The organism is [Clostridium] scindens (genome assembly GCF_019597925.1).
Taxonomy (GTDB): domain Bacteria; phylum Bacillota; class Clostridia; order Lachnospirales; family Lachnospiraceae; genus Clostridium_AP.
The window spans coordinates 2,450,764-2,472,732 of sequence record NZ_CP080442.1; the positions used below are offsets into that span (position 1 = coordinate 2,450,764).

Here is a 21,969-nt window from a genome sequence, read left to right on the forward strand (position 1 = left end):
ATACCCTCCTGTCTCTTCGCTCACACCGCAACCGGAATATCCTTGATCTGCTCATGCGTCTCATAGTCGATCAGCTTCACATCATTCCTCGTAAATTGGTAGAAGTCTTTTATTTCCGGATTCAGCCAGAATTTCGGCGCCGGAAGCGGCTCTCTTTTTATCAGTTCTTCAATCATCGGAACATGCCTGTCATAGATATGGGCATCCGCGATCACATGCACGAACTCGCCCACCTGCATATCGCACACCTGGGCAAGCATATGAAGCAGTACGGCATACTGGCATACATTCCAGTTATTTGCCGCCAGCACGTCATTGGAGCGCTGGTTCAGGATTCCGTTAAGCGTCAGCCTGTCGCTCCCCCGCTCCTTGGTCACATTGAACGTCATACTGTAGGCGCAGGGATACAGATTCATCTCATGGAGATCCTGGTGCACGTAGATATTCGTCATAATCCTCCGGCTGTAAGGATTATGCTTCAAATCGTAGATCACCCGGTCTACCTGATCGAACATCCCCTCTTTATACTTGTGCTTTACTCCCATCTGATAGCCATAGGCTTTTCCGATCGAGCCGTCTTCATCCGCCCAGCTGTCCCAAATGTGGCTGTGCAGCTCGTGAATATTATTGGACTTTTTCTGCCAGATCCACAGCAATTCATCCGTACAGCTTTTGATAGCAGTCCGGCGAAGAGTCAGGGCCGGAAACTCTTTTGAAAGGTCATACCGGTTCACCACGCCGAATTTCTTGATGGTATAGGCCGGAGTCCCGTCCTCCCATACCGGACGCACCTTTTCTCCTCTGGTATCTGTCCCGTGGTCAATAATATCCCGGCACATATCAATAAATACTTTATCTGCATAACTCATCCGCTAAATCCTCCTTCTGTTGCCTTTTGCAGGAGCCTTCCGCCCGCGTATACCACATTGTACCATGTTTCGGCCGTAAAAAAAAGAGGGACTGCTCCCTCTTAGATATCTGACGGCCCTTCGCTTACCGGCAGCACTCCAGAAGCACATTTTCCAAAGCGCTGGCGCTGCTGCTGTGGGCGCGCTCAACCGGAATATTATAGCGCTGTGCTTCCTTTAATGCGCAGTGTACCATTTTATGGGCCACCGTCGAAGTAAATAGAATGATCAGATCCGGCTGCCCGATCTGCGTCTTGAGGTTTCCCGACATTCTGGTAAACACCTTTGCCTTGCATCGGTAACGTTTGCATATCTGCTTATACTGCTGTTCCATCCGTTCATTTCCGCCTATAATCACGACGCTCATAAACCACCAATCCTTCCTTTTCGTCTTTGCCGTCTATGCTGCCTTGCATACAATATCCCGTATCCTTTTTCCGGCCAGGAATTCATTGACCGCGCTGATCTTCGCCTTATCGTAGGCCAAAAATATCATCCTGGCTCTTTCCGGATTATGATAGACCTTCCAGTAGCCGGTCATTAGGCAGTCCTGTCCCCTTTTGTCGATAAAGCATTTGACATCTTCAATCGGATAGTCCAGAAACGCCCCGATTTCATGGGGAAAGCCCCTACCGTCACAAGAATATTGACAGACCCTTGCAGAAAGTTTTTGAAGAATCCAGTCCAAATCTTTCTTGTCATATCCATACGGCTCCAGAAATCCTCTGACCTCCCTGCGTCGCAAGTATTCTTTTAATGCAGCCTCCCGGTAAATAAAGACCATGCATCTTTCCTGGCTGACTGTAAGAATCTTACCATCAATCCCGGTTCCGTCAAGCACCCGCCAAAATTCCTTTAAATGCCGCCTGTCAACATTCGTGATACTGGCGACCTTTATTCCTTTTAAAAACGGAGCGCACTGAAGGATCAGCTGGAACCCAATACGCATCCTGATATCCTTGTTAGACAGCATGTAAGAAACAACCTCTACTGGCATGAGACCTCCCTGGTTTTTATTTTATGATTTTGATTATCATTTGCATTAATAGTGTATCACATTCCTTCTGCTTCTGGCAATACCTTCCTACCTAGTATTTTCTCAAATCCGTTCCTTTATTACACAAATATAGCCGAACCATTACGGTTCGGCTATATTATAAAGCACCCGATCCAGCATCTTTTCCAATGCTGCCACCTCTTTTTTATTCATTCCCAAAGTCAGCCTTTTATCAATCTTCTTCCGATCCGCCTCCATCCGCTTCTGGATATCATAGGCCTTTTCGGTCAGGTAGATATTCTTGCACCGCTTATCTTTGTTGCTTGGCACGGATAATATATACCCCTTTTCATCCAGGCGCTTCAGCAGGCCTGTCACCGTGGGATTCTGAAGGCTTAATGCTTTCTCGATATCCTTCTGGTTCACCTCTTCTTCCCTGCTGTGGAACAGGTAATCCAGCACGGCGCACTGGGAGGCTGTAATTCCCAGCGTCTTCAGCCTGTTATTAAAATCCTTCTCATATACATTGTTAATCTGCTTAAACATAAAGCCAATTGGCATCCGTTCTTTCATCTATTCATCCCCTTGTAGCCGGACTCTCCTCTGCTGCTAAATATAGCATGCTATATTTAGCCTCTCTTGTCAAGATGCCAAATGGATTCTTTAGCTTGCCTGAAAACTGCCGGTTGCTACTCTTGTCACCGCGCTTTTATAAATCACATATGAAAGCACGGTACATACGGTAGCATTTACCAGATACTGCGGAATGCGGCTTGCTACCAGCGCAAGGTAAGGAGAGCCGTACAGCATGGACAGGGCCCAGGACGCGATAAACAGGGTCGTAATCATATATGAGCCCCCTATCAGAATTCCCAGCCTGGCGATTCCGGGCTTCTTAAGGAACCAAGGCCTTCCAAGCCCGATCAAGATTCCAAGCACGATCGGGGAGATCATAAGCGGCGGGTAGAAGCCGGTCCCTGCAATCAGGCATCCCAGCGTATCCGCGATGCCTCCCACCAGCGCCCCTTCCACGGGCCCGAACCACAGTCCGGCCAGTATGATGAACACGCTGCCAAAACTAATTCTGATCGTCAATGCGCTGAACCCCAGGAATCTTGTTGCCACGATATCCAGCGCAATCAATACTCCCATCATGGAAATGTTTCTGATATTCAGTTTTTTCATAAAAATAATACCTCCTTTGCAGTAGTCCTTAAAGCTACGCACAGCAGGTATTACAGTCTATCTGTCTATGTGTAGCAGCGGGATGCGAAAAACGTACCGCAAGTAATCCTTACTTTTCGTCCCGCCGGCAACTCCCCGTCCGGCTGGCACTTAACGCACGTTTTCCTACTCTGCTTTATCTTTATCTATTCGTTACGGCTTCATTCTATCACATTCAATGACGTAAAGCAATTAGAACTTCTCCGTCCTCGCCTCTTCTTCCTGCCGGCGCTCTGATTTCTGCATTCTCCGAAGTTCCCTGATCGCAAAGGCGATTGCCACTGCCGCTGCCGCGCCATCCGCGATAGGCCCGGCGTACATCACCCCGTCAATCCCCATAAAAAGGGGAAATATCAGGATCAGCGGCAGGAGGAAGATTACCTGTCTGGTCAAAGAAACCACGATTCCAAGCCTGGCCTCTCCAATGGATGTAAAGAAGCCGGAAGACATAGGCTGGATGCCATTAATAAATGTCATAAGCATAAAGATGCGGAAGTACCGCTCCGCAAAATGGAAGTACTCCTCGCTTCCTGTCCCGAACACGCTCACCAGCTGGCGGGGGAAGAACTGGAAGCATAAGAAAAATATGATGCCGACCAGCAAGGATATCTTGAATGCCATCACAAAGGTCTTCCTTACACGGCTAAATCTGCCCGCCCCATAGTTAAAGCCCCAGATTGGCTGGCATCCCTGGGATATTCCGATACAGATTGCCATGAACACCATATTGACTTTTGAGATAACGCCTACGCATGCCAGCGGTATATCCGTGCCATAAATGGAAGATGCCCCATAATGTCTCAATGTATTGTTCATCGTGATCTGCACGATAGCCATTGCGATCTGGTTGATGCAGGCGGCTAAGCCAAGAGAGGCGATCGCCTTTAGCATCGCTCCCTTCGGCCTCAGCATATCCCTGGTCAGTTCCAGATTGCGGAATTTACAGAAATATAGGATCACCAGAAAGCCGGATATGACTTGTCCGATCACGGTTGCCCAGGCCGCTCCCTTGATTCCCCAGTGGAACCCAAAGATAAACAAAGGATCCAGGATCGTATTGATGATTGCCCCTGTCAGCATGCAGGCCATCGAATAAGTAGGGCTTCTGTCTGCCCGGATCAGATGGTTCCCTCCTGTCGTCAGAACGAGGAAGGGAATGCCAAATGCGGTGATTCCTGTATAATCCTGGGCAAAGGGCAGCACGTCCGGCGTAACGCCGAACAGATGCAGAAGCGGGTCTAAAAATACCAGGACAATTATGCCAATGGATATGCCGCTGATGATCAGCACTGCCAGCCCGGTTCCGACAATCTGGCTGGCCTTCTTGCTATTCCCTGCCCCGGATTCCAGATTATAGTTTGACGCGCTCCCGATTCCAAGCAGAAGCGCCGTTGCCGTGCAGATGATAGATACCGGAAATGCGATATTTGTCGCCGCATTTCCCAGCATCCCCACGCCTTGCCCGATAAAAATCTGATCCACGATATTATATAGCGAACTGACCAGCATGCTGATGATTGCCGGTATCGCAAACTTTGCAATTAATTTTCCGATCCTCTCGGTCGCCAGAGGATTTTCCTGTACTGCTGTCTCACTCATTTTACTAATACTCTCTGATCACGCTGCTTATTTCGCGGGTCGTATCCATATCCTTCAGATGTTCAAGCGCATCCTCCATATGGTATTCCTTTACCGCTTCTGTTACAATGACAAGTTCTGCCACTCCATCCGTAATTACCTTCTGGATCACCTTGGATATGCTAACCTTATGCACGCCAAAAACGCTCGCAATAGCAGCCAGCACGCCCGGCTTATTATCTACCTGCATACGCAGGAAGAACTTGTTCTTAACGTCCTTGAATTCCTTCACCATCGTATCCCTGTAGCAGGTACAGCTGATTCTGCCGGTACACTGATACTGGATATCCCTGGCCACATCGATCACGTCACCCATAATAGCGCTTGCCGTAGGAAGTTCTCCCGCTCCGCGTCCATAGAACATCACATCGTCCACGGCATCTCCGTGCAGGAATATGGCGTTGAAAGAATCCCTGACGGATGCAAGGGGATGATCCTGGGCAATGATCATCGGATGCACGGCCACTTCAATCCCTCCCTCTGTATTATGGGCAACCCCCAGAAGTTTTATTACGCTGTCGAACTCTTTGGCATAGCCAATATCCTTCGCGGATATCTTTGTGATCCCTTCTGTATATACATCTGAAAACGTGACCCTGGAATGAAAGGCGATAGACGCCATGATCGCCACCTTCCGGCCTGCATCCAGACCCTCGATATCCGCGGTCGGATCTGCCTCCGCATAGCCAAGTTCCGTGGCTTTTGCCAGCGCCTCCTCAAAATCCATCCCTTCCTCAAACATCTTGGTAAGGATATAGTTGGTCGTCCCATTAACTATGCCGATTACCTCGTCAATCTCATTGGATGCCAGACATTGCTTTAGCGGGCGTATAATCGGAATTCCTCCGGCAACAGCTGCCTCAAACAGAAAATCTACCTGATTCTTCTGAGCCGCGTCCAGAAGTTCCCTTCCGTACTCTGCCACCAGATCCTTATTTGCCGTTACCACGTTCTTTCCCGCATTGAGCGCTTCCAGAATCATGGTTCTGGCCGGCTCGATACCGCCCATCACCTCGATAACGATCTCGATCTGCGGATCTTCGATAATCTCTTCCCACTTATCCGTCAATAAGGACGCATCCACGCCCGTTCTTTCTTTTTTCATATTATGGACAAGTATCTTTACAAGTTCCAGGCTGGCGCCTGCCTTATCGATCAGTTCTTCCTTCTGGCGCTCAAGCAGCTTATACACGCCGCCTCCAACGGTTCCAAGGCCCAGCAGTGCAACCTTTACGCTTCTTTTTTCTTCCATATATTCACTTCCCTTGCTCTATTCGTATTGGATTAGTATACCACAGAGATATCGGATTTTTCAATTTCTTTCTTTTTCTAGATTTTTTTCAAAAAAGTTGTTGACAAATTATGGCTTATATAGTATATTAATTATTGTTCTGAGGAACACAAAACACAAGATATGCGACAGTGGCTCAGTTGGTAGAGTACGACCTTGCCAAGGTCGGGGTCGCGGGTTCGAGCCCCGTCTGTCGCTCTTTTAAAAGGAATTGCATGGATATGCAGTTCCTTTTTTTACTTTCCTCTCATACTATATATAGATTCATATAGACAGTTCGTCACGAAAATATTTCAGGCAGCTGAACTTATATCTTCTATTATATTCTCGTCTATGTATTTTTTAACGACAAATCTTTAATTATTATCACCTTTGTGTAATCCAGACCAGATGTATGGTCCCTTGAACGTTTTGAATGTTTGAAATGATATGCATACTTATGATTGATTTCAGACCTATATAGAATACAAATAAAGAAATCATATATTCATTTTTCTCCTTAGTTTGAAAAGTGAGAGGCCATAAAGCCTCTCACACATCTCTTCGCACGGTCACTTTTATTTTTCCAACGAGTCAGAACCGTCGCTCGTTCTCTTCAAGAAATCTATGACTTCTATAAAATAATTATACTATATCCGGCTGTCCACTATAACATCTAAATTTTTTCTTATTCCGGATCTTCTTCTTTTAACGCCAGCCCCAATTCATCCAGCTGTTTTGCGTCAACCAGATTAGGCGCCGCGGTCATCAGACAAGAGGCATCCTTTACCTTCGGGAATGCCATTACATCACGGATGCTGTCTTCCTTAGCCATCAGCATCACCAGGCGATCAAGGCCATAGGCAAGCCCTGCATGCGGCGGAACGCCGTATTTGAAAGCATCTAGCAGGAATCCGAACTGCTCCTGCGCCTGCTCCTTGGTGAAGCCCAGCGCCTCGAACATCCGCTCCTGAACGTCATCCTGGAAGATACGCACGCTGCCTCCGCCAATCTCATTGCCATTCAAGGTAATGTCATAGGCTTTCGCGCGCACGCGTCCGGGATCACTCTCCAGATAGATAAGGTCTTCCTCCATCGGCATCGTAAATGGATGGTGCATGGCTACATAACGATTCTGCTCCTCGCTCCATTCCAGGAGCGGGAACTCCGTAATCCACAGGAATTTATACTCGTCCTTGTTGAGAAGTTCCATCTGCCTTGCCAGTTCCAGCCTTAAATTGCCAAGAACGTCCCAGACCACTTTATTCTTATCGGCGGCAAAGAGCAGCAGGTCTCCGGCTTCTCCCTCCATTGCCTGGATCAGCGCATCCATCTGCGCTTCGCTCATGAATTTGGCGAAGGAAGATTTGACATTTCCGTCTTCCTGGATTGCAATATAGGCCAGCCCCTTTGCTCCGAAGTCTTTGGCAAAGTCCACCAGCTTGTCGATCTTCTTTCTGGCCATGCCTCCCTGGCCTTTGGCATTGATGCCCCGCACAGTTCCGCCATTTTCAATGGCTCCTTTAAATACGACGAACTCACAGTCCTTCACGACTTCCGTCACATCGTTCAGTTCCATTCCAAAACGGGTATCCGGCTTGTCTGAGCCATATCTGTCCATTGCTTCCTGCCAGGTCATCCTTGGGATTGGCAGAGAAACTTCCACGCCCAGCACTTCCTTGAACAGTTTTGCAAGAAGTCTTTCATTGACATCGATGACATCATCTACATCCACAAAAGACAGTTCCATATCGATCTGCGTGAATTCCGGCTGCCGGTCAGCGCGAAGATCCTCATCCCGGAAGCATTTGGCAATCTGGAAGTAGCGGTCGCATCCGGAACACATCAGCAGCTGCTTGAACAGCTGCGGAGACTGCGGAAGTCCATAGAACTGTCCTGGATGCACGCGGCTTGGAACCAGATAGTCTCTTGCGCCTTCTGGCGTGCTTTTTCCTAAGATCGGCGTCTCAATCTCCAGAAATCCTTCCTCGGAAAGGAACTGCCTGGTCAAGGTAGCCACCCTGCTGCGAAGCAGGAGGTTTCTTTGAAGATCAGGCCTTCTTAAGTCCAGATAGCGGTATTTCAGGCGAAGTTCCTCCTTCGTCTTGGAATTCTCCTCAATCGGGAACGGAGGCGTTTCTGCCTCGGACAGTATCCGAAGTTCCGTCGGAATCACCTCGATCTCGCCGGTAGACAGGTTCTCATTGACTGCCCCAGAGCGCTTTGCGACCGTGCCCACGATTGCAACCACGTATTCTGAACGCAGCCTCGCTGCCTTTTCGATCAGCGCCGCATCCGTGCTGCCTTCTTCAAATACCACCTGGATGATGCCGCTTCGGTCCCTGACATCGATAAATACCAGGCCTCCCTTATTCCGGTTCTTCTGTACCCATCCCATGATCGTGACTGTCTCGCCTACATTGGCTATAGACAGTTCCCCGCATCTATGTGTTCTCTTTAATCCATTCATTGACTCTGCCATATTGCTCTTCTCCTCTTATCCTATTCTTTTGCCACTTTACAGCTGATCTACAGAATCTGCATAACAGTCGATGATTTCTTCATAGCCTTCTGCCTGCAGCTGCTCCTTCTGGAACTTCTTGTTCTTCTTCATGTTGACGATCAGTACCTGTTTTCCTGCTTCCCGGTCCGTTTTTGCCATGGATAATACCTTGAGCATTCCTTCCTTTGGCATATTCTTTTCAAGCAGATAGGCCTTCTTAGCGCCTTTTCTTGGAACCTCGTATCCATTTTCCAGCAGCAGCATGACGATCCGCTCAAACCCAATAGAGAATCCGCAGGCCGGCGTATCCTGGCCGGTAAACTTCCCGATCATCTTGTCATAGCGTCCGCCGCCTGCCACGGAGCCGCCGAAGTCGTCCATCGTCACCTCGAATATCGTCCCTGTATAATAGGACTGTCCCCTTACCAGCGTCGGATCGAACCGGATGCCAAACTTTGCTTCCCTGGCTTCTTCCACGCTTGAGATGATCGTCTCCATCCCCTCAGCTGTCTCTGACGAAAGGCAGCTGCCAAGCTTCTCTTTCAGATAGCGGATGCCTTCCACATCCGGCGTTACCTCGTCGAACAGGCCAAGGTAGGCCTCCACGCTTTCTTTGCCATACCCCAGTTCCTGCAGTTCCGCAGCCACGCCCTCTTTTCCAATCTTGTCCATCTTGTCAAGGACAATAAAGACTTCGTCATAATCTTCTTCCTTGAACCCGCTGTAGGCGGCCATTGCCTTCAGGATGTTCCTGTCATTGATGCATACGGTAAAATTCTGAAAGTTCAGTTTCCCCAGCATAGCCGTGGTGGCGAGAATCAGCTCGATCTCTGCCAGTATGCCCGGCTCGCCTAAGATGTCGATATCGCACTGCATAAACTGGCGGAACCTGCCCTTCTGCGGACGGTCAGCCCTCCATACATTTCCAATCTGCATTGCCTTGAATGGCGATGGCAGTTCGCTCATATGATTTGCATAATATCTTGCAAGAGGCACGGTCAAATCATACCTCAGGCCTCCGTCGACCAGATCATTTTCCTCTTTTGCCTCGTCTATCTTCAATTTCTCGCCGCGCTTTAAGATCTTGAATATCAGTTTTTCATTGTCCCCACCCTGCTTGCTGCAGAGATTCTCGATATGCTCCACGCAAGGGGTTTCCATTGATGAGAATCCATAAGTCTTGTAGGTTTCTTTTATGAGGTGGATCACATAATCACGAATCTCCATTTCTTTTGGAAGCATGTCCTTCATTCCGGTAACCGGTTTCTTCTTTAATGCCATAGCCATTCTCCTTTTCGTTCTATCATTTCATCAATCCGGTCTATATAGGCATCGATCGCCTTTACATTCTCGATCCGCATCAGCCTCGTCATCTTTTTCTTTCTGCTGCCAGGCATGGGTATCATGTCTTTTAGCACGATCTTCGTAGATGCGCCCGCGCCAGCGGCAACTATGGATTGCTTTTCCTCCATAATAAGTATATTGTATATTCCCGCTTTGTCAACCTTTGCATAGCCAACATTTTCGAAATTCCCCGCAATATTCTTCTGGCGATACAGATAATATGGGGCCAGTCCCATCTTCCTTGCCATGCGCTCTGCTGACCGAATCATGCCTGACATGACTTCATTTGTCTTCCCGTCCTCCCGTTTCAGATCTTCCATTTCCATCCTTGCCGCCCTTTTGATGGCAAGGGAATGCACCGTCAGGCTGTCTGGCATAAGTTGGCCAATCTGCCTCAGGGTATCTTCCATATCCTGGAGTTCCTCTCCCGGAAGCCCTGCGATAATATCCATATTAATATTGTCAAACCCTAGCTCCCTCGCCATGCCATATGCCGTTACGATCTGCTCTACGCTGTGCCTGCGCCCGATGGCATCCAGCGTCTTTTGCTGCATGCTCTGCGGATTAATGGAGATCCGGGTGACGCCGTGACGTCTGATCGCTTCTAGTTTCTCCCTGGTAATGCTGTCCGGCCGTCCGGCCTCCACCGTATATTCCAGAAGATGCTCCCTTGAGAAGTTCTCATCAATACAGCACAGGAGGCGTTCCAGCTGTCCCGCCGTAAGCGTGGTAGGCGTACCCCCTCCGATGTAGATGGTATTCAGTTTCTTTAAGGAAGACTTCTGCGCGATAAACTTCAACTCTTTGCACAAGGCATCCAGATAATCCTCTACCTTGCTCTCCCAGTCGGCTAAGGCCCCGGAACCAAAGGAACAGTAGCTGCACACGGTGGGACAGAACGGGATACCCACATAAAGGCTGTACCCATTGTCATAGTCCAGCCGCTCTAGCAGTTCCTTCTCCCTTCCGGCAATCTCCCATGCCAGAGAAGCCTTCTCATTGCTTACCATATAGGTCTCGTGAAACCAGGAGATAAATGCCGTCTCGTCCATCCCCTCTTCCAGCTTCTTCATGGCAATCTTCGTGGGCCTGACCCCGGTAAGAATCCCCCAGGAAAGAGAGTTCCCCGTCTCTTCTTCAAGCAGTCCGTATAACTTTACATCAATCTGTCGTTTGATCTTAGCCTCTTTCTCTGTACCTGGAGCTTCGACCGGCATATCCGCCGCACCCACCGTGATCTTCCGGCCATCTTCCAGCAGCACCGTTACATAATTAGAGGCTTTTTCCTCCACCCGGCACACAGCCTGTGCCGATGGATAAAAAGCCTTAATCATATGGTACGTATTATAAGTATATGCCTCGCTGTTACATATAATCTGAATCATTCTTATACCCCGCTACAGAAATGGATTGTGCGTCTTCTCATGACCAATCGTAGTCTCGCCCATATGCCCCGGATATACAAGGGTCTCATCTGGAAGAACCATCAGTTTCTCCTTCACGGCCCGCACCAGGTCGGACATGCTTCCGCCTGGAAAATCCGTACGCCCGATCGAATTCTGGAACAGCGTATCCCCGCTGAATAAGACGTCTTCGGACCTGACATAATAGCAGCATCCGCCCTTGGTATGGCCCGGCGTGTGGAACACCTCAAAGTCATAGCCAGCCAGTTTCAGAATCTGTCCTTCCCTGATGCTCCTAGCTCCTTCATAAGTATATCCCCCGGTATAGACAGAAGACTGGTTCAACTTCGGATCCGTCATTGCATCCGCGTCTTCTTCATAGACATAGACCGGCACATGGAATTCGTCCACAAATCCGTCAATCCCCATAATATGGTCAAAATGGGCATGCGTCAGTAGAAGAGCCTCTATCTTGATTCCTTCCGATTTGATGTGGCTTAGAAGATAGGATGGGCAGGCAGCCGGATCAACCACGACCGCCTGTCTTGTATCTTCATTTATCGCCAGATAACAATTAGTGCTGATAATTCCAGTAACAAATCTCTCTACTTTCATCTTTTCTATCCTGTCGTCCTTTCAATATCAATTACGCCTTCCACCTGACGAAGCTTCTTCACGATCCTTGTCAGTTCTTCCCTGCCATGCACGATAAATCCCGTCTCAATGGTAGCGGTTCCCTGCTTGCTGGTGCGCACATTCATGGACTTGACATCCACGTCTCCTTCCGTAAAGATCTTTGACATCTCCATCAAAAGGCCTTGCCTGTCATGGGCAAACATCTTGATCTCAGCCAGATACTGCCCGCCGGCCTTCTCTGCCACGTCGCTTTCCCACTCCGCATCAATCAGGCGGGCGCGCTCGGATTCTGTCAGATGGATCATGTTCACACAGTCCGTGCGATGGATGGAAAGGCCTCTGCCTCTGGTAACGAAGCCCACAATCTCATCCCCGGGCACCGGATTACAGCATCTGGAGAAACGTACGGCCATATCGTCAATTCCCTTGACCACGATTCCGCTCTTGGACTTGGCAATATGCACCTTGTTCTTGGACGCTTCTGCAACCCGCTCCAGAACCACTTCATCCGTGATCTCCTGCTTGTGCTCTTTGTCATACTCTTCTACAAGTCGGTTTACCACCTGGCCTTCCTTCAGCCCCCCATGCCCTATGGCAGCCAGCACCGCTTCCCAGTCCTTGAATCCATATTTCTTCTGCACCACGTCCTGATATTTCGGATTCATGATATTGCTCAAATTAATGGATTTGGCTTTACAATAAGAGGCAATCATCTCTTTTCCCTTAATGATGTTGCTTTCCTTGAATTCTTTCTTAAACCATTGATTGATCTTGTTCTTTGCCTGGGTGCTCTTGACGATTCCCAGCCAGTCCCGGCTGGGGCCTCTGGAGTTCTGGGAGGTCAGGATCTCGATCCTGTCCCCGTTCTGTATCTTGTATTCAATATTCACCAGCTTGCCGTTTACCCTGGCGCCTACCATCTTATTTCCCACCGCGCTGTGGATGGCGTATGCGAAATCAATCGGCGTAGAGCCATTAGGCAGATTCTTCACATCCCCCTGGGGCGTAAAGCAGTATACATCCTCTGCAAACAGGTCCAGATCGCCCTTGATGAGGCTTAAAAATTCCCGGTTATCCGACATGTCTCTCTGCCATTCCAGTATCTGGCGCAGCCAGCTAAGCTTCTCTTCTTCCTGCGCCTCCACGCTCTTCTTGCCGTCATTGGATTCTTTATACTTCCAGTGGGCGGCGATACCGTACTCTGCCGTCTTATGCATTTCCTGCGTCCTGATCTGGATCTCAAAAGGCTGCCCCACGGAACTCATCAGCGTCGTATGCAAGGACTGATACATATTGGGCTTGGGCATCGCGATATAGTCTTTGAAGCGTCCCGGTATCGGCGTATACATCTCATGGATGACGCCCAGCGCTGCATAGCAGTCCTTTACCGAGTCCACGATGATCCGTACCGCGAACAGGTCATAGACCTGGTCCACCGTCTTATCCTGATTGACCATCTTCTTGTAAATGCTGAAAAAATGCTTGACACGCCCGTTCACATCCGCTTTGATGCTGGCGTTCTTCATGTGGGTGGACACTTCATCCACGATCTGCTGGACGAATTCTTCCCGCTCCGTCTTCCTTGCGTTAATCTGATTTACAAGGTCAAAGAATACTTCCGGCTGCGAATACTTAAGAGCCAGGTCATCCAGTTCCGTCTTAATCTTGGATATACCGAGCCGCTGGGCGATCGGCGCATAGATATCCATGGTCTCTTTGGCTTTCTCCTTCTGCTTGGCCGGCGTCATAAACTCCAGCGTGCGCATGTTGTGAAGGCGGTCGGCAAGCTTGATAATGATGACCCGGATATCCTTTGCCATTGCCAGGAACATCTTTCTTAAATTCTCCGCCTGTACCTCCAGCTTGTCAGAAGAATAGGAAAGTCTTCCCAACTTGGTGACGCCATCTACCAGAAGCGCTACTTCCTCGCCAAATTCCCGTTTAATATCCTCTTCGCTTACTTCCGTATCCTCGACAACATCATGAAGCATGCCGGATACGATCGTCTCTTTATCCATCTCCAGGTCCGCCAGTATGATGGCTACCCACAGAGGATGCACGATATACGGCTCCCCGGACTTGCGGCACTGCCCTCCATGGGCTTTTTTCGCAAGCTGGTATGCTTTTTCAATCATAGAAACATCCGTAGAAGGGTGATACCTTCGGATGCGGGCAATTAACATTTCATATAAGAGATCCGGATTTTCATAGTCTCCCGGCGCTTTGACGGCATGACCGTCAACGACTTCCAGTCCTGCGGATGTATCTGCCGTCAGCGATTCTGGCGCAATACGCCCGTCAATTGCCTCATATGTGGTTTTTTCTGACATATTAACGCCTCCTTCCTGTTACATATTTTTCTTTTGTCATTATTTACCAGGATATGCAATTACAGACTCAACGTCATATCCTTTTAATTTATCTCTACCCTTAAGGCCCTCCAGCTCCATCAAAAATACGGTCTTTACGACTTCTCCTCCCAGGCCTTCCACCAGTTTGATCATAGCCTCATTGGTTCCTCCCGTGGCGATGAGATCATCGATAATAACCACCTTCTGGCCAGGCTTTATCGCGTCACGGTGCATTTCCAATTCGGCAACGCCATACTCCAGCTCATATTTGATTGAAACCGTCTCACATGGAAGTTTTCCCTTTTTCCGGATTGGAATGAATGGCTTATGAAGGTTATAGGCAATGGGGACTCCAAAGATAAATCCCCGGGACTCCGGCCCCACAACCACATCGAACTCCACATCTTTTAATTTTTCCTGCATAAGGTCTATGGCAAGCGCCAGCCCGTCGGCATCCTGAAGCACGCTGGTCACATCTCTGAATATAATCCCTGGTTCCGGAAAATCCGGAATACTCCTTACGTATTCTTCAATCGGTTTCATACACAATCTCTCCATTCTCACTAAAATACCTTATAAGTATAGCATTAGTCTACGTAATTTTCAAACAATTCTAGACATTTCCCGCGCCATTACTGGTAGTGCGTAATCACAATCTGAACTGTACGCTTTCCCATATATTCATTCATGTCGGGATAATAAGTGACGGACAGTTTCATCTGGCTTCCTCTTCCTTTCATCAGAAGATCCACAGCCTCTTTCCCATACCGCTCTTCCAGAAGGGAAAGCATCTGCTCTGCTCCCCGGAAGCACACGGCCTCCATTGCCGTCTGGCTGGAATCTTTTACCTGAAGCTTCAGTACATTTCTATTCTTGCCAAGAATCCGCCCGCTTATAAGTTCTACATTTCTGGCGGCAAAGACCGGCTTTGTATTCCCTTTTCCGAAAGGCTCCAAAAGAGTCAGTTCCTCCACCAGTTCCTCTGTCACGCAGGAAAACGGCAATTCCATATCTATCACTACTTTTTCTGCCATGTCTTTTGGCTCCAGCCGGCAGTTATCATTGAGCGTCCTTCGAAGTTCTTCTATGTTTTCCTTGGCAAGGGACATTCCTGCCGCCAGCTTATGCCCTCCGAACTTGGTAAGGAGATCCTTGCAGCGGCTCAGTTCTTCGTACATATTATATGCCTCTATGGAACGACCCGAACCTTTAATGCCTTCTTCGGCATCCGTCAGTATGATGGCAGGCCTGTAATACCGCTCCCGGATCCGGCCTGCCACGATTCCGGCCAGGCTTTCATGGCAGCCGGGCAGATAGAGGACCAGAACCCGGTCTTGCCCCGCCTTCGTCGTGTCCACGATCTGCCTTGCCTGTTCCACCGCGATATCCGTCATCTCTTTTCGGCTGTCGTTCAGCGCCTTCAGATCCCCTGCCAGTATGTCCGCCTCTTTTCCGGCTTTCGCCCGCAGCAGATCAAGCGTCCGCTTTGCCGTATCCAGCCTGCCGCTTGCATTCATACAAGGCCCAAGAACGAATCCGATATGGTAGGCGCCGATTCGATCCTTATCCACTCCCGTGCACGCGATCAAAGAACGAAGTCCGGGACTATGCGTCCGCTTCAGCATCTGCAGGCCTTCCTTTACGAAAATCCTGTTTTCGTTTTCCAGTTCCATCACGTCGCCCACGGTAGCGATCGCCACATTTTCGATCAGATAATCCAGATCCTCCGCGTCGCCGCCCGTGGCCTCCCACAGGGCTTCCACCAATTTATAGGCGATGGCTGCCCCGCACAGCCCTTTAAATGGATATTCGCACCCTGGCTGCTTTGGATCAATGACAGCATCTGCCGGCGGAAGCAGATAGTTTTTCCCGTCCTCTTCTTCCTCGAAGGGCACCTCATGATGATCCGTCACCACGATCGTCATCCCAAGGCGCTTTCCGTAAGCAATCTCCCCAGCCGCCGCAATGCCATTGTCGCAGGTAATGATCGTATCTATTCCATCCCGGTATGCCCGTTCGATTAATTCGACGTTCAGCCCATACCCATCCTTCATGCGGCTGGGAATATCGCTGTCCACTTCCGCTCCCAGCTTCTCCAGACCCTCCAGCAGAATGTAGGTGGCATTCACTCCGTCAATATCGTAATCTCCGATGACCCGGATCCGCTTCTGCTCGGCAATCTTCTCTCTTAAGATGTCCACTGCCTTGTCCATATCCTTCATCAGCATGCCGTCATAAAGGTCGGCAATCGTGCCATTCAGGTACTGCGCGATTGCCTCATCGCCGATCACATCTCTGTTACGGATTAAGCAGGCAAGCCTGGGGCTGATCTGAAACCTTTTCCCAATTCCTTCAAAATCCGCGCCTTTTCTTAGAAGCACCCATTGTTCCATCCTCTGTCCTCCCTATGTATCTTGAAAGCAAAAAGCAGCCACGTCATATAAATATGGCTATGGCTGCTTCATCGTTTCTCTCTATTATTTCTTTTTCTTCTTGCTTGACTGGGCAGCTGGTTTCTTGCCAATCTTTGTCTTCATAACATACCACAGCGCTCCTGTGATGCACACGGATGAATATGCTCCGCATACAATTCCCACGATCAGCGGCAACGCGAATTCGCGGATGGAGCTTACTCCCATTACGTATAGCACCGCCACCATAATGAAGGTGGTCAGTGAAGTATAAATACTTCTGGTAAGCGTCATTGTAATACTCTTATTTACCACTTCTGCAAGATCTGTAGACTTGGTCTGGTAATGAAGCTCCTCACGGATACGGTCAAATATGACGATCGTCGCATTGATGGAATATCCCACGATGGTCAGCATACAGGCGATAAATGTATTGCCCACTGATATTCTTGCAACCGCATAGAATGCAAGCACGACCAAAACGTCATGCAAAAGAGCTGTTACCGCGCTGGTTGCAAAACGTATATCTTTGAAGCGGAACCAGATATACAGAAGCATGAATATGGTTGCGACAATAACTGCGACAACCGCGTCCTGCCGCATCTCGTTACTTACTGTAGAACTGATATTCTCTGCAGTAATCTTGGATTCATCCACGCCGAAATTATCTGCCATAGCCTGATTCAGTTTTTCACGCTGGTCAAGTTCCAGCGTAACCGTCTTGATGATTACCTGGTTGGTACCTGCCACCTTCTGCGTCTGGACATTGTGATCGCCGGTCACTTTTTCTACTACAGGCACGATCTCTTTGTCAATCTCTTCAATCGTATAATCTTCATTAAATGTCACGTTGGTGGATGTTCCGCCTTCAAACTCGAGGCTGTATGCAAATGCTCCATTCCCCTTGGAGGAATTCACGCCCATGAAGATCAGTCCTGCGGCAATGACTGCCGTAGATACGGTAAAGAACCATTTCTTCTTTCCGAGGAAGTCAATGGTGCTCCTTTCCTTCTTAGCACGATAGTATAACTTTTCCTTCCGAAGCCCTACCGCATAGAACGCATACACGATCATACGGGTAATGACAAGGGCGGTAAACATGGATACAATAATACCGATTGCCAGAGTCTGGGCAAATCCCTTTACCGTTCCCGAGCCCTTGAACCAGAGGACAGCAGCCGCGATCAAAGTGGTGATGTTGCCATCCACGATCGCTGACATAGCCTTCTGGAAGCCCGTCTTTAATGCATTCTTCACGCTCTTGCCGCGGGACATCTCCTCGCGCACCCGGGCGAAGATGATGACGTTAGCATCCACCGCCATGCCGATACTCAGGATGATACCCGCAATACCCGGCAGGGTAAGAGTCACGTTAAACGCATTTAATATAAGAAGCACAAGTTCCGTATATATAACCAGCGCAAGGCTTGAAGCAAGTCCCGGCAGAAAATATACAAAAATCATAAAAATGAATACAATGGCAAGTCCAATCGCGCCGGCCTTCAGACTGGTGCTGATTGCCTGTTCTCCCAGCTGGGCGCCCACCACGTTGGAGCGGAGTTCTTCCAGTTCCAGCTTCAATCCGCCGATACGGATGGTTGATGCCAGGTTTTCTGCCTCATCATACGAGAAATTTCCTGTGATGTATGCCTGCCCTCCGGTAATCGCTGTCTGGACTCTCGGGCTGCTGATCGCCTCTCCGTCGTAGATGATGGAAATGGTCTTTCCTACATTGGCCTCTGTGGCATCCGCAAACTTCTTTGTGCCTTCCTTATTCAGGCTCAGTTCCACGGAGTACTCCTTATTGCCCATATCATCCTCGCCGGCCTTTGCCGTAGCGGTCTTGACATCGGATCCGGTGATCACCGTCTCTCCGTCTTCCGTCCTGAATTCAAGGGAGCCGGGTTTTCCAAGCTCATCCAGGATCGCATTGGCATCCGTAACGCCCGGAATCTCAATGTTGATCCGGTCGTCGCCTTCCTGGTACACGCTTGCTTCCGTGCTGTACTGTTCCACACGCTTCTGAAGCTTATAAATGGTGTCGCTCATCTCTTTTTCTGTCGGATTGTCATCCTTAACCTGATAGGTAATGCTGACGCCGCCTGCCAGATCCAGGCCAAGCTTAATGTTCTTCATTGCGCCGGTTCCCGTCTTGCCAAAACCGACCAGAACCGTAAAGCCAAGCAGCACGACCAGCACGGCGGTCAGAATCAGGCTCAGTATGCCTTTGTTCTTCTTCATGGTTTACTTCCTTTCTGTCTCTTCTTAATCCCTTTTTATTCTTCTGCAAGCGCCGCTTTCATCATAATCGCGCATTCCACGCGCTTACGCTGCATCTCGCAGCCAATATCATATGTATCGTGAATGGTCCCGTGGAAATTGTAAGAATTCGCCATACATCCTCCGCTGCAATAGAATTTGGCAAAACAGTCCCTGCACTTATCCTTGGAGTACACGTTGCAGCTGCGGAAATCATCCGCAATCTCTGGTCTTACGATTCCTTCGTCTACATTTCCCATCAGGAATTCTTCCTGCCCCACGAACTGATGGCAAGGATAGAGATCTCCCCAAGGGGTCACGGCCAGATATTCCGTCCCGGAGCCGCATCCGGACAGCCTTTTCGCCACACAGGGCCCACCGTCTAAGTCTATCATAAAATGGAAAAAATTAAAACCTTTTCCTTCCTTTTCACGTTCGATCATTATCTTTGCCAGTTTATCATATTCTTCATTGATCATCGGGATATCTTCTTCCCGGATCGCGTAGGGATCGCTTTCATCTCCCACCACCGGCTCTATGGACATCTGCTTGAACCCCAGATCCGCGAAATGCAGGATATCGTTGGAAAAATCCAGATTATCGCGGGTAAACGTTCCCCGCACATAGTACCGCTCCTGGTTTCTGCTCTTTGCCAGTTTCTGGAACTTGGGAACGATCAGGTCATAACTTCCCTTTCCATTGCGGAAGGGACGCATACGGTCATTGACATCCTTGCGGCCGTCCAGGCTTAAGACAACATTGTCCATCTCCTTGTTCACGAACTCCTGCACCTCGTCGTTTAACAGGACGCCATTGGTGGTAATCGTAAACCGGAAATGCTTGTCGTGGATCTTTTCCTGCTCTCTTCCATAAGCCACCAGGTCTTTCACCACCTGCCAGTTCATCAGCGGTTCTCCGCCGAAGAAATCCACTTCCAGATTATGCCTGTTCCCGGAATTGGCGATCAGGAAATCCAGCGCTTTCTTTCCCACTTCAAAACTCATAAGGGCGCGCCTGCCATGGTACTCCCCTTCTTCCGCGAAGCAGTATTTGCAGGCCAGATTGCAGTCATGGGCAATATGAAGGCATAGTGCCTTTACCACCGTCTTTCGCTTCTTTACTTCCTCGATCATGCATTCATAGGCATCCTCAACGAAGAGCCTTCCTGCTTCCGTCAGTTCGATTACGTCCGAGAGGGCATCTTCAATCTCGCTCTCTTCGTACTTCTGTCCCAACTCTTTCTTAAGGCCCTTAAGCACGCATGGCTCTTTTAGCGTCATAGCGGTATGGGCTTCATTTTCTTCGCTTAATTTCGCGATCACGTCATAGCACAGTTCGTCCACTACATGGACCGCGCCGCTGTACACATCCATGACGATATTGTATCCATTATTCTGGTATTGGTGAATCAAGGCTATATACCCCTTTCCTATATACATTATCAGGGGCCGCCCCCTGCATCCATTCTTATGAACAACAAGAAACAGCGACCCTTAAGACCGCTGTCCCGAGTATTCCATATAATTCAAAACTATTTCTTCTGTTCGCAAGTCTGGTTTCCTACTGTACAGGAAGTCTTACATGCTGACTGGCAAGATGTCTGGCATTCTCCGCATCCGCTCTTCTTCAAATTGCTGTTCATAGTCTGTGTATTTAATGTTTTTACATGTTTCATGCTCTATTCCTCCTTACCTTTGCTTAACTTATGCTATTATACCATTTCATTATTATTTTCGCAATCATTTTATATCTCTTGTTAAAACTTTAATTACTCCCCATTCTATGGCCTTTTTACGGCAGTTATGATACACTATCGGTGGATTACAGCGCGAACGCCAGGTACTGCTATCTATTGCCATAGTCTTTTTAAGAAGTATTATTACAAATGTATGTCTTATAGGAGGTAATTGTACAATGGCAATTCAAATTGGCATCAACGGATTCGGCCGCATCGGCAGAGTCGCATTCCGTATCGCCATCAGTCAGCCTGAACGCTTCCACTTGTGTGGAATCAATGTCCGTAACGCAGATCTTGATTATATGGTATATATGATCCGGTACGATACCATATTCGGCCGCTTCCGCGGTGAACTTGGCACTTACGAGAAGGGGATTACCGTAAATGGAAAGAAGATCCCTGTCTTTTCCGAGAGCGATGCTTCCTGCATCCCATGGGAAAGCTGTGGCGCCGAATATATTATCGATGCAACCGGCGCTTTCTGCACCACTGCAAAAGCAATGTCCCATATCAAGGCCGGGGCAAAAAAAGTCATCATCTCGGCTCCAGCCAAGGATGAGGAGACCCCCACGTTCGTCATGGGCATCAACCACACCAATTACTCGCCGGATATGAAGGTCATATCTAACGCTTCTTGTACCACGAACTGTCTGGCGCCCATCTGCAAAGTCCTGGAGGACAATTATGGCATCGAATATGGCCTGATGTCCACAATCCACGCGGCAACCGCCAAGCAGAAAGTAGTCGACAGCCGGTCTTTGAAGGATTGGCGCACCGGCCGGGCAGTTTTTGGCAATCTGATTCCTTCCACCACCGGAGCAGCGAAAGCAATATCCTTGGTCATCCCTTCTCTGAAGGATCGGATGAACGGAATCTCTTACCGGGTTCCTACTTCGGACGTCTCCATCGTCGATCTGAACGTAGCGCTTAAGAGCCCCGCATCCTACGAGGATATCTGCAGCAAAGTCCACGAGGCCTCCATGACATATTTGTCCGGCATCCTGGATTACGTAGATGACGAAGTCGTGTCCTCTGATTTTATCGGAGACTCCCACGCCTCCATCTTCGATGCGCGGGAAGGGATACAGGTTAATTCCCATTTCTTTAAGCTGATCTGCTTCTATGATAATGAGTGGGGCTATACCAGCCAGATTTTCAGACTCATAGAATACATGGACCAGATTCATCAGCAATAACAATTTCATATCGTTTCTATGGCAGCGATAGATAGCCGCAGTTACTGTAATCACCTTTCTGTAAGGGACATATGCATTCGTAATTACGATT

Annotated in this window: 18 protein-coding genes, 1 tRNA gene and 1 riboswitch; of the genes, 2 read left to right on the plus strand and 17 right to left on the minus strand. The window is 48.9% G+C overall.

The window, feature by feature from the left end:
- Positions 1-20: 20 nt before the first annotated feature.
- The 7 genes from thyA to K0036_RS11830 all read right to left on the minus strand — a co-directional run bounded on the left by thyA (position 21) and on the right by K0036_RS11830 (position 6,019).
- Complete coding sequence (thyA, locus tag K0036_RS11800; RefSeq protein ID WP_220429798.1) at positions 21-869, minus strand: thymidylate synthase; 849 nt, start codon at positions 867-869, stop codon at positions 21-23.
- A 124-nt stretch (positions 870-993) separates the two neighbouring features.
- Positions 994-1,275 carry a DUF2325 domain-containing protein gene (locus K0036_RS11805; protein ID WP_025643125.1) on the minus strand — a complete coding sequence of 94 codons (282 nt, stop codon included), beginning with the start codon at positions 1,273-1,275 and terminating at the stop codon, positions 994-996.
- 33 nt (positions 1,276-1,308) lie between these two features.
- On the minus strand, positions 1,309-1,905 hold the full coding sequence (locus K0036_RS11810) for a DUF3793 family protein (protein ID WP_220429799.1): 597 nt from the start codon (positions 1,903-1,905) through the stop codon (positions 1,309-1,311).
- A gap of 141 nt (positions 1,906-2,046) precedes the next feature.
- The gene (locus K0036_RS11815; protein ID WP_025643123.1) at positions 2,047-2,478 is read right to left on the minus strand and encodes a MarR family winged helix-turn-helix transcriptional regulator; all 432 of its coding nucleotides are present in this window, start codon (positions 2,476-2,478) and stop codon (positions 2,047-2,049) included.
- Positions 2,479-2,568: 90 nt separating this feature from the next.
- Positions 2,569-3,090 carry a folate family ECF transporter S component gene (locus K0036_RS11820; RefSeq protein WP_025643122.1) on the minus strand — a complete coding sequence of 174 codons (522 nt, stop codon included), beginning with the start codon at positions 3,088-3,090 and terminating at the stop codon, positions 2,569-2,571.
- Between the two features lie 73 nt (positions 3,091-3,163).
- A riboswitch (THF riboswitch) is annotated at positions 3,164-3,265 on the minus strand.
- A gap of 56 nt (positions 3,266-3,321) precedes the next feature.
- Positions 3,322-4,728 (minus strand): MATE family efflux transporter, encoded by a 1,407-nt coding sequence (locus K0036_RS11825; protein WP_220429800.1) that lies wholly within the window; start codon positions 4,726-4,728, stop codon positions 3,322-3,324.
- A 4-nt stretch (positions 4,729-4,732) separates the two neighbouring features.
- Positions 4,733-6,019 carry a homoserine dehydrogenase gene (locus tag K0036_RS11830; protein ID WP_220429801.1) on the minus strand — a complete coding sequence of 429 codons (1,287 nt, stop codon included), beginning with the start codon at positions 6,017-6,019 and terminating at the stop codon, positions 4,733-4,735.
- A gap of 164 nt (positions 6,020-6,183) precedes the next feature.
- On the opposite strand from K0036_RS11830, the gene K0036_RS11835 reads away from it, so the two are divergent.
- A tRNA-Gly gene (locus K0036_RS11835) sits at positions 6,184-6,256 on the plus strand.
- Between the two features lie 469 nt (positions 6,257-6,725).
- Here the strand turns inward: K0036_RS11835 and aspS are convergent.
- From aspS to scfA, 10 genes are all read right to left on the minus strand, one after another.
- Positions 6,726-8,519, minus strand: a complete 1,794-nt coding sequence (gene aspS, locus K0036_RS11840) for an aspartate--tRNA ligase (protein WP_025643120.1) — start codon at positions 8,517-8,519, stop codon at positions 6,726-6,728.
- 36 nt (positions 8,520-8,555) lie between these two features.
- On the minus strand, positions 8,556-9,827 hold the full coding sequence (gene hisS / locus K0036_RS11845) for a histidine--tRNA ligase (RefSeq protein ID WP_025643119.1): 1,272 nt from the start codon (positions 9,825-9,827) through the stop codon (positions 8,556-8,558).
- On the minus strand, positions 9,812-11,269 hold the full coding sequence (gene hemZ, locus K0036_RS11850) for a coproporphyrinogen dehydrogenase HemZ (protein ID WP_220429802.1): 1,458 nt from the start codon (positions 11,267-11,269) through the stop codon (positions 9,812-9,814). Before hemZ ends, hisS begins: the two co-directional genes overlap by 16 nt.
- Positions 11,270-11,281: 12 nt before the next feature.
- Positions 11,282-11,902 (minus strand): MBL fold metallo-hydrolase, encoded by a 621-nt coding sequence (locus K0036_RS11855; protein ID WP_220429803.1) that lies wholly within the window; start codon positions 11,900-11,902, stop codon positions 11,282-11,284.
- 5 nt (positions 11,903-11,907) lie between these two features.
- Positions 11,908-14,253, minus strand: a complete 2,346-nt coding sequence (locus tag K0036_RS11860; RefSeq protein ID WP_025643117.1) for a RelA/SpoT family protein — start codon at positions 14,251-14,253, stop codon at positions 11,908-11,910.
- A gap of 39 nt (positions 14,254-14,292) precedes the next feature.
- Positions 14,293-14,817, minus strand: a complete 525-nt coding sequence (locus tag K0036_RS11865) for an adenine phosphoribosyltransferase (protein WP_173694607.1) — start codon at positions 14,815-14,817, stop codon at positions 14,293-14,295.
- 89 nt (positions 14,818-14,906) lie between these two features.
- A complete protein-coding gene (gene recJ / locus K0036_RS11870) occupies positions 14,907-16,667 on the minus strand; it encodes a single-stranded-DNA-specific exonuclease RecJ (protein ID WP_220429804.1) in 1,761 nt (586 codons plus the stop codon).
- Positions 16,668-16,751: 84 nt separating this feature from the next.
- Positions 16,752-18,926, minus strand: coding sequence for a protein translocase subunit SecDF (locus tag K0036_RS11875; protein WP_025643115.1), 2,175 nt, complete (start codon positions 18,924-18,926; stop codon positions 16,752-16,754).
- A 35-nt stretch (positions 18,927-18,961) separates the two neighbouring features.
- On the minus strand, positions 18,962-20,356 hold the full coding sequence (gene scfB, locus K0036_RS11880) for a thioether cross-link-forming SCIFF peptide maturase (protein ID WP_025643114.1): 1,395 nt from the start codon (positions 20,354-20,356) through the stop codon (positions 18,962-18,964).
- Between the two features lie 119 nt (positions 20,357-20,475).
- Entirely contained in the window at positions 20,476-20,619 is a 144-nt protein-coding gene (gene scfA / locus K0036_RS11885) for a six-cysteine ranthipeptide SCIFF (protein WP_004605085.1), read from the minus strand.
- Between the two features lie 239 nt (positions 20,620-20,858).
- Here scfA and gap point away from each other — a divergent pair, with 239 nt between their 5' ends.
- Entirely contained in the window at positions 20,859-21,878 is a 1,020-nt protein-coding gene (gap, locus tag K0036_RS11890) for a type I glyceraldehyde-3-phosphate dehydrogenase (RefSeq protein WP_025643113.1), read from the plus strand.
- The last annotated feature ends 91 nt before the right edge of the window (positions 21,879-21,969 follow it).

What these genes read in the sequence shown, in the direction of transcription:
- thyA (WP_220429798.1), bottom strand. Translation starts at nt 869, where the DNA reads ATGAGTTATGCAGATAAAGTATTTATTGATATGTGCCGGGATATTATT.
- K0036_RS11805 (WP_025643125.1), bottom strand. Translation starts at nt 1,275, where the DNA reads ATGAGCGTCGTGATTATAGGCGGAAATGAACGGATGGAACAGCAGTAT.
- K0036_RS11810 (WP_220429799.1), bottom strand. Translation starts at nt 1,905, where the DNA reads ATGCCAGTAGAGGTTGTTTCTTACATGCTGTCTAACAAGGATATCAGG.
- K0036_RS11815 (WP_025643123.1), bottom strand. Translation starts at nt 2,478, where the DNA reads ATGAAAGAACGGATGCCAATTGGCTTTATGTTTAAGCAGATTAACAAT.
- K0036_RS11820 (WP_025643122.1), bottom strand. Translation starts at nt 3,090, where the DNA reads ATGAAAAAACTGAATATCAGAAACATTTCCATGATGGGAGTATTGATT.
- K0036_RS11825 (WP_220429800.1), bottom strand. Translation starts at nt 4,728, where the DNA reads ATGAGTGAGACAGCAGTACAGGAAAATCCTCTGGCGACCGAGAGGATC.
- K0036_RS11830 (WP_220429801.1), bottom strand. Translation starts at nt 6,019, where the DNA reads ATGGAAGAAAAAAGAAGCGTAAAGGTTGCACTGCTGGGCCTTGGAACC.
- aspS (WP_025643120.1), bottom strand. Translation starts at nt 8,519, where the DNA reads ATGGCAGAGTCAATGAATGGATTAAAGAGAACACATAGATGCGGGGAA.
- hisS (WP_025643119.1), bottom strand. Translation starts at nt 9,827, where the DNA reads ATGGCTATGGCATTAAAGAAGAAACCGGTTACCGGAATGAAGGACATG.
- hemZ (WP_220429802.1), bottom strand. Translation starts at nt 11,269, where the DNA reads ATGATTCAGATTATATGTAACAGCGAGGCATATACTTATAATACGTAC.
- K0036_RS11855 (WP_220429803.1), bottom strand. Translation starts at nt 11,902, where the DNA reads ATGAAAGTAGAGAGATTTGTTACTGGAATTATCAGCACTAATTGTTAT.
- K0036_RS11860 (WP_025643117.1), bottom strand. Translation starts at nt 14,253, where the DNA reads ATGTCAGAAAAAACCACATATGAGGCAATTGACGGGCGTATTGCGCCA.
- K0036_RS11865 (WP_173694607.1), bottom strand. Translation starts at nt 14,817, where the DNA reads ATGAAACCGATTGAAGAATACGTAAGGAGTATTCCGGATTTTCCGGAA.
- recJ (WP_220429804.1), bottom strand. Translation starts at nt 16,667, where the DNA reads ATGGAACAATGGGTGCTTCTAAGAAAAGGCGCGGATTTTGAAGGAATT.
- K0036_RS11875 (WP_025643115.1), bottom strand. Translation starts at nt 18,926, where the DNA reads ATGAAGAAGAACAAAGGCATACTGAGCCTGATTCTGACCGCCGTGCTG.
- scfA (WP_004605085.1), bottom strand. Translation starts at nt 20,619, where the DNA reads ATGAAACATGTAAAAACATTAAATACACAGACTATGAACAGCAATTTG.
- gap (WP_025643113.1), top strand. Translation starts at nt 20,859, where the DNA reads ATGGCAATTCAAATTGGCATCAACGGATTCGGCCGCATCGGCAGAGTC.